15 protein-coding genes are annotated in these 14,423 nt (G+C 61.0%); 10 read left to right on the top strand and 5 right to left on the bottom strand.

The annotated features are described in order from the left end of the window. Window positions 1-39: 39 nt before the first annotated feature. Together J7E24_RS02035 and J7E24_RS02040 are read left to right on the top strand one after the other, a co-directional pair. A complete protein-coding gene (locus J7E24_RS02035) occupies window positions 40-312 on the top strand; it encodes an IS1-like element transposase (protein ID WP_215134605.1) in 273 nt (90 codons plus the stop codon). A 14-nt stretch (window positions 313-326) separates the two neighbouring features. Then, complete coding sequence (locus J7E24_RS02040; protein WP_215134606.1) at window positions 327-785, top strand: IS1 family transposase; 459 nt, start codon at window positions 327-329, stop codon at window positions 783-785. Between the two features lie 195 nt (window positions 786-980). Here the strand turns inward: J7E24_RS02040 and J7E24_RS02045 are convergent, their stop codons facing one another. Further along, window positions 981-1,643 carry a hypothetical protein gene (locus J7E24_RS02045; RefSeq protein WP_215134608.1) on the bottom strand — a complete coding sequence of 221 codons (663 nt, stop codon included), beginning with the start codon at window positions 1,641-1,643 and terminating at the stop codon, window positions 981-983. Window positions 1,644-1,801: 158 nt separating this feature from the next. On the opposite strand from J7E24_RS02045, the gene J7E24_RS02050 reads away from it, so the two are divergent. From J7E24_RS02050 to J7E24_RS02085, 8 genes are all read left to right on the top strand, one after another. Continuing rightward, the gene (locus J7E24_RS02050; RefSeq protein ID WP_215134610.1) at window positions 1,802-2,362 is read left to right on the top strand and encodes a hypothetical protein; all 561 of its coding nucleotides are present in this window, start codon (window positions 1,802-1,804) and stop codon (window positions 2,360-2,362) included. Between the two features lie 96 nt (window positions 2,363-2,458). Then, complete coding sequence (locus tag J7E24_RS02055; RefSeq protein ID WP_215134612.1) at window positions 2,459-3,472, top strand: MBL fold metallo-hydrolase; 1,014 nt, start codon at window positions 2,459-2,461, stop codon at window positions 3,470-3,472. 152 nt (window positions 3,473-3,624) lie between these two features. Then, window positions 3,625-5,106 (top strand): sodium:solute symporter, encoded by a 1,482-nt coding sequence (locus J7E24_RS02060; RefSeq protein ID WP_215134614.1) that lies wholly within the window; start codon window positions 3,625-3,627, stop codon window positions 5,104-5,106. Window positions 5,107-5,293: 187 nt separating this feature from the next. Next, a complete protein-coding gene (locus J7E24_RS02065; RefSeq protein WP_215134616.1) occupies window positions 5,294-5,773 on the top strand; it encodes an energy transducer TonB in 480 nt (159 codons plus the stop codon). Between the two features lie 104 nt (window positions 5,774-5,877). Next, a complete protein-coding gene (locus J7E24_RS02070; RefSeq protein WP_215134618.1) occupies window positions 5,878-7,713 on the top strand; it encodes an ABC transporter ATP-binding protein in 1,836 nt (611 codons plus the stop codon). Window positions 7,714-7,786: 73 nt separating this feature from the next. Then, on the top strand, window positions 7,787-8,347 hold the full coding sequence (locus J7E24_RS02075) for a hypothetical protein (RefSeq protein WP_215134622.1): 561 nt from the start codon (window positions 7,787-7,789) through the stop codon (window positions 8,345-8,347). A gap of 53 nt (window positions 8,348-8,400) precedes the next feature. Then, on the top strand, window positions 8,401-8,940 hold the full coding sequence (locus J7E24_RS02080; RefSeq protein WP_215134624.1) for a hypothetical protein: 540 nt from the start codon (window positions 8,401-8,403) through the stop codon (window positions 8,938-8,940). A 212-nt stretch (window positions 8,941-9,152) separates the two neighbouring features. Continuing rightward, window positions 9,153-10,058, top strand: coding sequence for a DUF2911 domain-containing protein (locus J7E24_RS02085; RefSeq protein ID WP_215134625.1), 906 nt, complete (start codon window positions 9,153-9,155; stop codon window positions 10,056-10,058). A gap of 304 nt (window positions 10,059-10,362) precedes the next feature. On the opposite strand, the gene J7E24_RS02090 is transcribed toward J7E24_RS02085, so the two are convergent. Genes J7E24_RS02090 through J7E24_RS02100 form a run of 4 tightly spaced genes read right to left on the bottom strand, consistent with a single transcriptional unit; the run spans window position 10,363 to window position 14,245 of the window. Then, entirely contained in the window at window positions 10,363-12,063 is a 1,701-nt protein-coding gene (locus J7E24_RS02090) for a sodium:solute symporter (protein ID WP_215134627.1), read from the bottom strand. Beyond that, entirely contained in the window at window positions 12,060-12,194 is a 135-nt protein-coding gene (locus J7E24_RS17740) for a hypothetical protein (protein WP_262898851.1), read from the bottom strand. The genes J7E24_RS02090 and J7E24_RS17740 overlap by 4 nt, the downstream gene beginning before the upstream one ends. A 49-nt stretch (window positions 12,195-12,243) precedes the next feature. Next, window positions 12,244-12,906 carry a phosphatase PAP2 family protein gene (locus J7E24_RS17515; RefSeq protein ID WP_317195608.1) on the bottom strand — a complete coding sequence of 221 codons (663 nt, stop codon included), beginning with the start codon at window positions 12,904-12,906 and terminating at the stop codon, window positions 12,244-12,246. Window positions 12,907-12,955: 49 nt separating this feature from the next. After that, a complete protein-coding gene (locus J7E24_RS02100; protein ID WP_215134632.1) occupies window positions 12,956-14,245 on the bottom strand; it encodes a PQQ-dependent sugar dehydrogenase in 1,290 nt (429 codons plus the stop codon). Window positions 14,246-14,423 lie beyond the last annotated feature (178 nt).

Genomic DNA, 14,423 nt, shown 5'->3' on the forward strand with positions numbered 1-14,423 from the left:
GGTCGTGTATTAGATAAGTAGAAAGTGCTATCTTGGGGTATGGTCTACGAAGCTGTTGTTTGTCCGCATTGCCATCAACCCGAGCACGTGTACCGGCATGGGCGCACCGCCGATGGGCGACAGGGCTACCGCTGCACGGCGTGTCGTCGACGCTTTCAGCTGCACTATCACCACAAAGGTGCGGTACCCGGCACGGCCGACAAAATAGAGCAGTTGGCCCTGAACGGCAGCGGCATTCGTGACACGGCCCGCGTACTGGGCATCAGCGCGCAAACCGTGATGGCGCAGCTAAAAAAAAGATCGAGCAGCTGAATCAGCGCCCGCCCGTGCATCCGGCTTACCTCGCCCCGGCACCGGAGCAGCCGGGTCCCACCCTGCGGGTGTATGCCGATGAGATGTGGTCGTACGTGGGCAAAAAAGCGCAGCCCCGCTGGCTCTGGTGGGTCGAGGACGTGGCCACGGGCCACGTGGTGGCCTACGTCTTCGGCCGGCGCACCCACGCCACGTTCGAGCGCCTGCGCCAACTGCTCACCGATACGGGCCTGACGGTGGCCTTGTGGATCACCGATGCCTGGTGGGCCTATGTGGACCGGCTGCCGGCCGAGCAGCGCGTGGAGGACAAAACGCAGCTCCAGCGCCTGGAGCGCAAACATCTCACCTTACGGACCCGCCTCAAGCGGCTCACGCGCAAAACTATTTGCTTCTCCAAGAAGACCTTCTTTCACGATGGCGTCATCAGCCTATTCATTCACCACTTTTTCTTTCAATCCACCAATTCTACTTGATTAACACACAACCCACTAATTGAACAGATTGAAAAGCCCAAACAACGTCATGCTGAGCGCAGCCGAAGCATCTCTACCGCAGCACTAACTCTGCCGTTTGGCTACCATCACAACGAAGCGGTAGAGATGCTTCGGCAAGCTCAGCATGACGTTGTTTGGACTCGCTAAATAGCTTAGCAGCAGGAATTACTGGCGCTACAGCAGTTCCCGGTAGAAGTACCAGCCCAATAGCGCAACGAGGATGCTGCTGCTCAACACCACAATTCGGAGGCCGTGGGCGCGGTCGGTGGGCTGGAAGGCGGGTACGCGCCGGCCGTCGGGCAGCTGGCGGCCGTGCGCGTACAGGTGCCAGCCGATCAGCAGGCCGAAAAATCCGCCCAGTAGTGCCAGGATGTAGCCAGCTACCACCCCGCGGGTCTGGCGGGGCTCGGGGCGGGCCAGGTCGGCGAGGCGCTGCTGGCGCAGCTCCTCCAGCCGGGCTGGGCTGATGGCCTCGCCCCGCTCGGCCAGCAGCCGCCGGGCCAAGGCCACGTCGAGCGCGCTCCACTCATCGGGCCGTAGCAGTATATCATGCAGTTCGGAACTGGAAAAGGCGAACAGGTAATAATCGGCGGGTAGGTCGGCCGTAAGGGCTTCGGCGGCCTGCTGCTCCAGGGCTTGGGCGCGGGCGAAGTCGGCGGGGCGTAGCAGCACCTGGAAGTAGCGGTTGGTTTCGTTGAAAGCGAACGAAACGTCAAAGGCAGGCTGGAGAAGGCGGGTCTGAGTTTCGATGTTGTGCGCGTACAGCAGCTCCAGCAGCGGCTGGGCCACGGTGGCGTTGGGAAAGCGCTGGTAAGGAAGAAATTCGTCGTCGGACATAAAATGGCACTGCGGGCGGGTAGAGCGTAAAGAAACGGCTTTGCGCCGATGAATGGGTATATGAGCGGCCCAACCATGCAACTAATCGGGCGGGTACGGTCTTTAGATACGGGGCACCACGCGGCCCCGCCCTACTACGCGGTTTCGTATCTTTCGCCATGTCCCGATTCGTTTATCTGCTGCCCGCTGCTTTGCTGCTGTCCTTCGCTGCCCAGGCCCAGGAGGCCGCGCCTGCCGCCCCCAGGCCGGGGCTGAAGCCCTCTTACAGCCTGCAGGCCGGCGCCACGTTTGCCGGCCGCTACGGCTCGGCCACCTACCTCAGTCCCACGGTTTCGCTGCCGCTGAGCAAGCGGTTTTCGGTATTCGGAGGCGTTACGTACCTGCGCACCACGCCGGGCGCGGCCTTCGCACCATCTGTTGCCGAAGGTGCCGGGCGGGCCTTTATGCCGGGCACCAACCACTACCTTATTCAGGGCGGCGGGCAGTACGCGCTGTCAGACCGATTGTCGCTTACCGGCTCGGCCTGGAAAGACCTGACGCCGGCCGGGCAGTTCGGCGTGAACCCCTACGCGGGCTTCGGCGGCAACCTGGGCCAGGGTGTAAACCTGCGGGCCGACTACCACATCACCGAGAACTTTTCGGTATCGGGCGGGGTGCGGATCAGCAATGGGGCCACGGTTTCTCCTCGCGGCTACTACGGTTCGCCTTGGGGCTACTAAGCCGGTTTAAGGGCCTGTTAGCTTCTCTTATTTCGCGCTGCCCGGCCTGCTTAGCAGCGGTGGGGCGGCGCTTCGTTCTGTTACGCTATTTTTTGCATGGCCGCTGTCCGTTTCGTGCGCAACCCCGATTTGCGCACCATCAAACCCGCCTACCCCGGCAACAAAATGGTGGGCAACGCTTACTGCAACGGCCAGGAGCTGTACGAGCCGCAGCTGAGCACGCTGCTGAAGTGGCAGCTAAGCAAGAATCCGCAGAAGGAAGAAAAGAAGGCCGACATTTGGACGCCGGACGTAGTAGACGGCACCGCTTTCCTGCGCAGCCAAGAGGATGGACTACTATGGCTGGGCCACTCCAGCTTCGTGCTACGCGTGGCGGGCCTGACGATGATAACCGACCCGCTGCTGTTCTCGTCGGTGGGTTTGCGCCGCCGCCACGCCCTGCCCTGCCGCCCCGAAGACCTGACGGGCATCGACCTGCTGCTGCTCAGCCACGGCCACCGCGACCACCTCGATGCGCAATCCATTACGCTACTAGCCCGCCAGAATCCGCAGCTGCGCGCCTTTGGACCGCTGGGGCTGCAGAAGCTGCTGCGGGGCATGGCGCCCAAACTGCCGGTGCAGGAAGCCGGCTGGTGGCAGCAGTTCGATCTGGGGCCCGAGGCGCCTTTCGAGTTGTTTGAACTGCCCGCTTCGCACTGGTACCGCCGCGGCCTGCTCGATGTGAACGCGGTACTCTGGGGCTCGTTGCTGCTGCGCCTGCCCGACGGCCGCACTATTTACTTCGCCGGCGACACCAACATGAGCAGCCATTTCGAGGAGATTGAGCGCCAGTTCGGGCCGCTTGACGTGGTGCTGATGCCTATCGGGGCCTACAAACCGGCCTACATGATGGCGGGCAGCCACACCAACCCCCACGAGTCGGCCAAGGCGGCCAACCAGCTGCGCGCGGGCCACCTGGTGCCCATGCACCACGGCACCTTCGACCTCAGCGACGAGCCCGCCTCGGAGCCCCAGCGCCTTATCAGCGAAATTGCCGCCTCGGGCATGCTGAGGGCCGAGCTGCACCTGCCCGCCGTAGGGGAGGTGCTGCGCTGGCAGGACTGGGGTTGAGTTGGCGGTTGCTAGTTGTCAGTTGTCAGCCTATTGTCGGTGATTCGGTAGTTAGCCTGTAGTTGGTAGCTTTGTCGATTGACTTACTTCGGCTGTCTAGTTGATCATCGGTTATCTTAACTGACAACTGACAACTGACAACTAACAACTGAATGTCCCCTACCCTTATCCTGAGTTTGATTGCGGGCTACTTTGTGGTCCTCATCTGCATTGCCTACCTCACGTCGCGCGGGGCCACGAGCGAGTCGTTCTTCATTGCCAACCGCAACGCGCCCTGGTACATGGTGGCCTTTGCCATGATTGGCACCTCGCTGTCGGGCGTCACGTTTATCTCGATTCCGGGCATGGTGGCCGGGCAGGGCTGGAGCTACATGGCCGTGGTGCTGGGCTACACCGTGGGCTACCTCGTGATTGGCACCGTACTGATGCCGCTATATTACCGGCTGCGGCTGGTGAGCATTTATACCTATCTGGAGCAGCGGTTCGGGTTCTGGAGCTACAAAACGGGCGCGTTTTTCTTTTTGCTTTCGCGGGCCGTGGGCGCAGCGTTCCGGGTGTTTCTGGTGGCCGGCGTGCTGCAGCTGGCCGTGTTCGACAGCCTGGGCGTGCCGTTTGCCGTTACCGTTACGGTGGCCATCTTCCTGATTTACCTCTACACGTTCAGCGGCGGCCTCAAAACCATCCTCTGGACCGATACTTTCCAGACCATGGCCATGCTGATTTGTGTGGCCGTGAGCATCTACCTGATGGCCGATGAGCTCAACTTGGGCTTTGCCGGCCTGGTAGAAACGGTGAAGGACAGCTCCATGTCGCAGATTTATTTCTCCGACCCCAAAGACGATAAGTTCTTCTGGAAGCAGTTTGCCTCGGGCGCCTTCATCACCATCGTGATGACCGGCCTCGACCAGGATTTGATGCAGAAAAATCTGAGCTGCCGCAACCTGGCCGATGCCCAGAAAAACATGTTCTGGTTCACGATTGCCATTGTGCTCGTCAACATTTTCTTCCTCTCGCTCGGAGTGCTGCTCTACCAGTACGCCGCTGCCAAAGGCATTGCGCTGCCCACCAACCCCGAAACCGGGGCCGTTATCGGCGACGCCGTGTTTCCGATGCTGGCCACCAACCACTTCAGCCTGTTTGCGGGCATCATCTTCATCCTGGGCATTATTGCCGTCACCTACGCCTCCGCCGATTCGGCCCTCACCTCGCTCACTACCTCGTTCTGCATCGACATGCTCAGTATTGGGCAGTATGAGGAGAAGCAGCAGAAGAAAATCCGCCAGCTCACGCACTTCGGCTTTTCGATTGTGCTGATTGTGATTATCCTCATTTTCCGGGCCATCAACGACCAGAGCGTGATTACGGCCGTGTTCAAGGCGGCCGGCTACACCTACGGGCCGCTGCTGGGCCTGTACTCGTTCGGCATTTTCACCAGTCGCGGCCTACACGACAGGCTGGTACTGCCCCTGTGCCTGCTGATGCCGGTTATCACCTGGTTTATCAACGCCAACTCCGAGGCCTGGTGGGGCTACAAGTTCGGGTTTGAAATTCTGATACTCAACGGTTTGCTTACCTTCCTGGGGCTCTGGATAATTTCGCGCCCCCGCAACCTCAAATTGAACCCCGTTGCGTAAGGGTTGTTGTTTGAAAGAACGCCAGATGGCACAGCCCGAGGTAGGGGCGGGGCTTGTGCTCGCCCGCCGTTGAACGGCCCCCGCCCGAATTATACAACGACAATGTTGCCGCGGCGGGCGGGGACAAGCCCCGCCCCTACCTCGTCCTTCGCAACCTGAACATTACTCTAGTTTATAAGTACCCGCCATGAAACATCTTCCCATCATCCTGCTGCTTGTATCTTTGGGGCTTTGGGAGGCGCGGGCCCAGCAGCCGGCACCGGCCAAAAAGCCCGTCGAGCTGAAAGCCACGGCCATGCAGGCCCAGGCAAAGCCCGCCGCCAACCGCCCCGACGTGCCGCCCCAGTTTCCGGGCGGGGCTAAGGGCCTGAACCAGTTTTTCCAGCAGAACCTGAAGTATCCGGAAGCCGCCGGCGTCAAGCAAATCAGCGGCCATGTGGTGATGACCTTTACCGTAGAAGCCGACGGCCACCTGACCAACCCTTCGGTGGTGCAGCCCCTGAGCCCCGAGTGCGACACCGAGGCGCTGCGGGTACTGGGCCAGATGCCCGCCTGGAAACCCGCCACCCGCAAGGGCCGGCCGGTGCCCATTCAGGTGCGGCTGCCCATTCCGTTCGGGGTATCCGAGGGGCTGGAAGTGGAGCAGGGCAAACCGAAATTTAATTGAGTGAATTGAGACATGAGATAGAGGAAGTGAGAAGTGAAACGGATGACCACAGAACGGGTCGTTCGTCTCACTTCTCACTTCTCTTTTCTCACTTCTGATACGAAATGGCCCGCAGTGGATTGAATAGTAGCGGCACGACCGTAGAGGCGGACGTACCCAAGAAGAAACTGACCAAGGACAGTTTGCGGCATGGCCTGCGGATTTTCCGCTTTACGCTGCCCTACCGGACCAAATTCAGCATCGGCATGGTGCTACTGACGCTGTCGAGCGCTACCGTCCTGAGCTTTCCCTGGGTGATTGGCAAGCTCACCGACACGGCCAACGGCACGCCCATGCGCTGGCCCAACGGCATCCCCGTATCCATCAACCAGATTGCACTGGGCCTTTTTATCGTGATTGTGGTGCAGGGCCTGAGCTCGTTCGGCCGCATTTGGTTTTTCACGCAGGTAAGCGAGTTTACGGTGCGTGATATTCGGCAGGCCCTTTATGCCAAGCTCGTGGGCCTGCCCATCCCCTATTACGAGCGCAACCGCGTGGGGGCTATTATGTCGCGCATTACGGCCGACGTGGCCTTGATTCAGGATTCGTTTTCGACCACCCTGGCCGAGCTGTTCCGGCAGGTAGTAACGCTGGTGGGGGGCATCACGCTCATCATGCTGGTATCAGTGAAACTCTCGCTGTTTATGCTGCTCACTTTCCCGCCTATCGTGGTGGCGGCCATGTTCTTCGGGCGTAAAATCCGGGTGCTGGCCAAGCTCACGCAGGACGAGCTGGCCAAAACCAACGTCATCGTCGAAGAAACGCTGCAGGGCATCAACACGGTGAAGTCGTTCACCAATGAGGCCTTCGAAACCAGCCGTTACAGCGCCTCGCTGGCCCGCACGGTGCAGGCGGCGTTGCGCAGCAACCTGTACCGGGGCGGGTTCGTGTCGTTTATCATCATCGGGCTGTTTGGGGGCATTATTATGGTGCTGTGGCGGGCCGCCTCGCTGGTATCAGCCGGCCAGATGTCTATCGGCGACCTCACGGCTTTTGCCCTCTACACCATCTTTATTGGCGCCTCGGTGGGTGGCCTGGGCGAGTTGTACGGCAAAATTCAAAGTACGCTGGGCGCGTCCGAGCGCATCCTCGAAATGCTCGACGAGCCCTCCGAGCCCACCCAGCAGGTGTTGCCGACCGGCACGCCCGCGTTGCGGCTGCACGGCGACATTGAGTACCGCCACGTGGCGTTCTGCTACCCCACCCGCTCCGATATGCCGGTGCTACAGGACATCGACTTCCGCATTGCGGCGGGCGAGAAAATTGCCCTCGTAGGCCCCAGCGGAGCCGGTAAAAGCACTATTGCCAGCCTGCTGATGCAGTTCTACCCGCTCAGCGGCGGCCAGATTCTGCTGGACGGTCGCCCGGCCGCCGACTACGACCTGACGGCTTTACGCCGCGAAATCGGGATTGTGCCCCAGGAAACCATGTTATTCGGTGGCACCATTCGAGAGAATATTGCCTACGGCCGGCCCACAGCCACCGATGCCGAAATCATCGAAGCCGCCGAGCGGGCCAATGCCTGGCGTTTCATTCAGGGCTTCCCCGAAGGCCTCGAAACGGTGGTCGGCGACCGGGGGCTGAAGCTTTCGGGTGGCCAGCGCCAGCGCGTGGCCATTGCGCGCGCCATCCTCAAAAACCCCGTCATCCTCATCCTCGACGAAGCCACCTCGGCCCTCGACTCGGAGAGCGAGCAGCTGGTGCAAAGCGCCATGGACGAGCTGATGCAGAACCGCACCAGCATCATCATCGCCCACCGCCTGAGCACCATCCGGAAAGTGGATAAAATCCTGGTTATCGACGGCGGCCGCATCGTGGAGCAAGGCACCCATGACGAGTTGAGCGAGCGGGAAGGTGGTCTGTACGCCAACCTGCTGCGTTTGCAGTTTGAGCTGAGCTAGGCAGATAGTTCTACTTGCAGGCATTCAGACTACTTTCGCTGATTACTTTTAGTTGATCTGCGTTTGCGACGTTATGCCTGACAATTCAACGCCGCCTGTTCTACTGATTCCCGCCACGCCGCCCACCTTCGCCGAGTACCAGCTGATTCATCAGACCCAGGAGCGGCAACGGCATCCCAACCCCGAATCAACCCGGCCCGTTACGTCCGATCCGTGGTCAAACTGGCTAAAAGGAGCCCTTGTTTTGGCGGGATCTTTCGGATTTTATTCTATAACGGGCGGGGGGGTGGTGTTCATGGCATTTGGGGTTATGATGGTTGGCTTAGGCTTGCTACACCAGCTTTGGGAATATCGGCGGGCTTTTCGGGAGCAGCAGGCGCGGCCGCAGCCTGAGTCGCTGGAGTTTTCGGAGGCCGGCTTGCGGTTGCATTATCCCCTGGGCACCGTGTTTCACACCTGGGATTCGCTCTACCGCGTGCGTGAAATCGGCGACTGGCTGCTGCTGTATCCTGATATGGAGTTCTGCTATTACCTCAACCTGCAACGGCTGCCTGAGCCGCTAACTGCCGCCGATGTGCGAGCCTCAGTTCACTGGCGAGATATGCGGTTTGACAAGGCTAAATTCGCAGTTTAGTATGGCCTGGTTTGCGCCTTTTTACGGTTGCAAAACAGCACACTCCCCCTCCCATGCCTCACCCACCGCTGCCCTACCACCTGCCCGCCGTGCGCCTGTCGGCCGATGCGTTTGTGGCCGTGAACTTCCGGCTGTGGCGGGCGCGGCCGGCTACCCGCCGCATGTACTGGCTGCTGGGCGCGGCTTTGCTGCTGCTGGCAGTTAGTGTGGGGCTGGACTTCGGGCAAAACGGCCGACTCACCAGCACTTTTACGCCCGTATTTCTGGGTGTGGGCGTGGCTTACGGGCTGCTCCGGCTGGCGCTGGTGCGCTGGCAGCTGCGGCGCGGCTACCAGCGTCAGCCGGCGCTGCAGCACCCCATCGATTTCACCTTGACTGACACCGAAATCATCGGCCGCAGTGTGCTGGGCCAGTTTTCGGGGCAGTGGCAACTCATCCGGCGGGCCGTGTGGGTGGGGGCCGACTGGCTGCTGCTGTACCCTACCGAAGCCGCCTGCTACTACCTCGACCTGCGCTGCCTGCAGGCCCCAGCCACCCGCGCCGATGTGGCCCGGCTACTGGAGCGCCACCAGCTTCAGCAGCAGCGGCTGTGATGGTGGCCGTGCGTCAGGAGAACCCCAGGCTCCGGCCGATCCGGTAGCCTCCTTGTTCCACGTATACCTATACTGAAGCCTCCCAGTTGCCGACAAAAGGCGCAACCGGTAAACTTCCGGGCGGGCGGCGGGTTGGCTGAGCGGGCAGACGAGTTTGGTTTGCTTATTTTTACCCTGAAACCACTCTCACCTTCACCCAAATTCTGTTTCGTATGTCGTTTTCCACTTCCCGCCCCACCACTGCCCGCATTCCCGGCGCTACGCTGGTTCTCACCGGTTTGCTGCTCGGCGGCGGCGCGGCTCAGGCCCAGATCAGCACGCCCCAGCCCAGCCCCAAAAGCACCCTCACGCAGCGCGTGGGCCTCACAGACGTAACCGTGACGTATTACCGGCCCAGCCTGCGTAACCGGGTAGGTTTCGGCGAAGCGGGCGGCAAGAACATTGTTACCTACGGTCAGCGCTGGCGCACCGGAGCCAACGGTTCCACGGTCATCAAGTTCGCCGACGACATGATGGTGGAAGGCCAGAAAGTGGCCGCCGGCGAGTACGGCCTCTACACCATCCCCGGCAAAAACGAGTGGACTGTAGTGCTCAACAAGAATACCAAGGCCGGCGCCAACGTCGACGCGTTCAAGGACGCTGAAAACGTGGCCAGCTTTAAGGTGAAGCCGATGATGCTGAAGGACAAGGTGGAAACCTTCACCATCGACCTCACCGACCTGACCCCCGCCACTGCCAGCCTGGCCATGATGTGGGACCAGACAGCGGTGAAATTCAAGCTGATGGCCGAAGTGGAGCCCAAGGTTATGACCCAAATCAACGAGAAGGTCATCAACAACGCCAGCCCCAGCAACGGCGACCTGGCCGCTGCCGCGGTGTACTACCTCGACAACAACAAAGACATGAAGCAGGCCCTGATCTGGATGCAGCAGGCCAACGCCAAAGACCCAAAGTTCTGGAACGTGCTCACGGAAGCCAAAATCCGGATGAAGATGAAGGACTACAAGGGGGCCATTACGGCTGCCGAAATGTCGAAAAAGCTGGCTACCGAAGCCAAAAACATGGACTACGTGAAGATGAACGACGAGCTGATTGCCGAAGCCAAGAAGGCGAAATAAACAGCTGTTAGCGGAGAGCCATTAGCTGTCAGCTTTCCGTCGATAAGAGCTAGAAAGCCCCGTCTGATTCGTCAGGCGGGGCTTTCTAGCTCTTATCGTTCCTGAATCTTCAGCCAACCTAAGCCCCAGCGGGGCGGCATATCGGTAGCAACGAGCCAGAATTAAAACTTGAAGCCCCGGCGGGGCGACACCGTCGTTGAACGATTGGTGCCGCCCCGCCGGGGCTTTAACTTTTCTGGTTTCCTGCTGCTAACGATATGTCACCCCGCCGGGGCTCAGCCAAATCTCAGCCGAATCTCAGCCATCAGGATGATGTTTTTCTGGCATTGATTGGCATCTGGTACCCAACGCTGCACAGCACCACCACGGCGCAGCCGATAATGTTGAACCAGAGGTAGCCGATATCGGTGGTGAAGAACAGGCCGGCCACTACTACCTGGGCCACCACAGCCGACCAGAATACGGTGCGACCGTTTACCGACTTGATGAAAAAAGCCACCATGAAGATGCCCAGGATGGTGCCGTAGAAAAACGAGCCCAGGATGTTGACGGCCTGAATCAGGTTTTCGAGGCGGGCGGCGAAGGTGGCAAAGCCAATACCCAGCACGCCCCAGCCCACGGCCGCCCAGCGTGAGGCGGCCACGTAGTGCGCCTCGGTGCGGCCCGGCCGCCGCGGCCGGTACAAGTCGACGACGGTGGTAGACGACAGGGCGTTGAGGCCGGCGGCGGCCGAGCCCATGGCGGCGCTTAGCACCACGGCCACCAGCAACCCCACCAGGCCCTGGGGCAGGTAGTTGAGCACGAAGGTCAGGAACACGTAGTCGGTGTCTTTGGCTTCGACGGAAGGGACGGCTTGCTTCATCAGCTTCTGGGCTTGCTCGCGTAGGCCCAGATTGGCAGCCTGCACGGTTTGCAGGCGGGTCTGGGCGGCGGCAATGGCCCGCTCGTCGTCGGCTTGGAGGGCCACCACCAGCTCGCCGGTGGCCTGGGCGCGGGCCTTGAACAGCGTGGCGTGGGTGCGCTCCAGGCCGCGCAGCCGGGGGCCGTACTGCTCGGAGTGTGCCACCGCCTGGTACACGGGCCGGTTGAAGGTGAGGGGGGCCGGATTGAACTGGTAGAACACGAACAGCAGCACGCCCAGCAGCAAAATGCCGAACTGCATCGGAATTTTCAGCAGGCCGTTCATCAGCAGGCCCAGACGGCTTTCGGTCAGGTCGCGGCCGGCCAAGTAGCGTTGCACCTGGCTCTGGTCGGTGCCGAAGTACGAGAGGGCCAGAAACAGGCCGCCCGTAATGCCCGACCAGAAGTTGTACCGGTCGTTGGGGTCGAAGGTAAAGTCAATCAGGTTGAGCTTGCCCTGCGTACCGGCCACGCGCATAGCATCGGTAAAGCCCACATTTTCGGGCAGGTAATGCACCAGCAGGTAGCCGGCAATTACCATTCCGGTGAAGATGACGGCTACTTGGCCCTGCTGCGTAACGGCCACAGCTTTGGTACCGCCCGATACGGTGTAGGCAATCATCAGCCCGCCAATCAGCCAGACGGTAAGCTGGATATTCCAACCCAGAATGGCCGATAGTACCAGCGCCGGGGCATACAGCGAGAGGCCATTGCTGAGCCCCCGCTGCACCAGAAACAGCAGCGCCGTGAAGGTGCGGGTACGCCTGTCGAACCGGCCCTCCAGGTACTCGTAGGCCGTGTACACCTGCAGCCGATGGTAGATGGGCACGGCAAATACGGCAATCAGCACCATGGCTACGGGCAGGCCCAGGTAGAACTGGATGAAGCGCATGCCATCATCGTAGGCCTGGCCAGGGGTGCTGATGAAGGTGATGGCCGAAGCCTGGGTGGCCATAATGCTCAGGCCCACCGCCCACCACGAAGCCGAGCGCCCACCCAGCAGGTAATCATCCAGGGAGGCGCCGGCGCGGCGGGTACGCCAGGTGCCGTAACCCACTATAAACAGCAGCGTACTGCCCAGAATCAGCCAGTCGAGCGCGCTCATGCAAACAGCCGGGTCAGGTACACGAACAGCGCAATTTCGGCCCCCAGCGCCCCCAGCACCAGCCAGTACCAAGCCCGCCACGAAGGCAGGAGCGGCGGTTTATTGTCGGGGTCGGCTGTAGTGATTGACACGGGCGGGAAAGTGGGAACTGGCAAAGTCGAAAGATAGGCGAAACCCGAGTTATGCTGAGCGCTTTCCAGCTGTGTCAACCAATTTAGGCCGCAGCCACCACGTCCCGATTTCGCAGGTGCAGCTAAGTAGCAAGCCCAGCACCGCGCCGGCCACCACGTCGCTCAGCCAGTGGAACTCCAGCACCACCCGGCCCAGGCACACCAGCCCCAGCCACGCCAGCAGCCAAGGCCGCGCTTTCGGGAACCGTAGCGCCCAAGGCAGCAACAGGCCCGCCGCGCCCGCCGCGTGGCCCGACGGAAACGCCCCGAACCGGCCGGTTGCCTGCCAGAAATCAGCGTTGGATGCCAACTGGTCGAACACGTCGGATGGGCGGGGGCGATTGAAATAGACTTTCAACATGTTACCCGTCACTTCGCTACTTATCCACCCGAGCAACGCAACCAGCCAGATGGTGCTGTTTGGCCGCCGCAGTAGGCGCGTTACACTGAACAACCCTAGTAGCCCCAGCCACACCCACATTGTCTGGGCATGCACTGCGCTTATCACGACATCATGCCAACGCATGAAAACCGCAAAAAACGGCCGTAGCGGAGTACCGTGCGCGTGGAGGAAACTGGCTAGCAGAACATCTACCCCGAAAATGAGCAGCAGAATAACTGGAACCATCAGCAGCGCAACGACTAGCAAACGCAGATAGAAACGGATATCCATGAAGCACTTTCAGACTATACGCGCGCAGTTCAGCAGCAGCGCCTGATTACTACTTGCTGCTTGCAGATGAGGGGGTGATTTTCCACAGCTCGCCGTTGCCTTCATCCGTGACAACGTACAAAGCCCCATCCGAGCCCTGCTTTACGTCGCGCACGCGCTGTTTGCGGTCGGAAAGCAGGCGCTCCTCGCCCGTTACGCGGCCGTTTTCCAGTTGCAGCCGCACCAAATTCCGGTCCTTGAGCGAGCCCACAAACAGGTTGCCCTGCCAGGCCGGAAAGGCACTGCCGGAGTAGAATTCGGCTCCCGACGGAGCAATAACCGGGTCCCAGTAGTAAACCGGGTCCACGTAGCCCGGCTTGGTGGTCACGGAATTAGGGATGGGCTCGCCCGAGTATTCCTCGCCAAACGTTACCACGGGCCAGCCGTAGTTTTTGCCTCCCTCAAGCCGGTTCAGCTCGTCGCCACCCTGCGGGCCCATATCCACCGACCAGAGCTGGCCCTGCGCGTCGAAGACCATGGACTGCACGTTGCGCTGGCCTACCGTCCAGATTTCGGGTAGCGCCCCGGCCTGCTTGACAAACGGGTTGTCCGGGGCCGGCTTACCGTCGGGAGTGATGCGGAGTGTTTTGCCCATGTGGCTGTTCATCTGCTGGGCCTGCGGGCGGATTTGCAGGTCCGAACGCTCGCCGAGGCTCACGTATAGCATGCCATCGGGGCCGAAAGCCAGGCGGGAGCCAAAGTGCTTGTCGCCGTTGTAGGCCGGCAACGCCTGAAAAATCACCTTCACCTGACTCACGCTCCGGCGGTCGGACGAGAGTACGCCCCGGGCCACGCTGGTAGCGTTGCCGGCTGCCCCGCGGGGCTCGGCAAAGGTCCAGTATAGCAGCTGGTCGGTGGCAAAGGTGGGGCTCAGGGCCACATCAAGCAGGCCGCCCTGCCCCACGGCGTACACCGCAGGCAGGCCCTTGATAGGCTCCCCCATTTGCCCCTGGGCCGATATGAGGCGCAGCCGGCCGGGCCGCTCGGTAACCAGCAGGTCGCCGTTGGGCAGCGGCTCCACCGCCCACGGATGCTCCAGCCCCTTGGCCAGCACGGTTACATCGAAGGCCGCCGCCGAAGTAATAGCGCAGGCCCGGGTTTGGTCGGGAGTAGTGGGGCGCTGGCTGGGCACCTTGGCCGGCCGGGTTTCCAGAGGCGAGCAGTTGGCCTGGCCGGGGTTCTGCGCCGGACCTTCCGTGCCGGAAGTCTGCTCAGCCGTCTGCTGGCCGGCTTGTTGGCAGCCAGCCAGGAGGCCGGCCAGTAAAAGAGTGCTTATACGAACGAGTGGGCGGCTATCCATGAGCAGTCAGGTTAGAAATGGTGAGTTGGGACTGTAACGCCCGGTTGGCCAAATGGCAGGAAACGGCTGGCACGACGAGTTATCGGGCCCCGGGAGTTGCTGGGGTATACCTACGCTTCCTATTGATAATCGTTCCTGCCGCTACGCAGACCTACCCGGCCCGAGGCTGTTCAGGCTC

The sequence above is a fragment of the Hymenobacter sp. ISL-91 genome (assembly GCF_018613725.1).
Taxonomy (GTDB): domain Bacteria; phylum Bacteroidota; class Bacteroidia; order Cytophagales; family Hymenobacteraceae; genus Hymenobacter.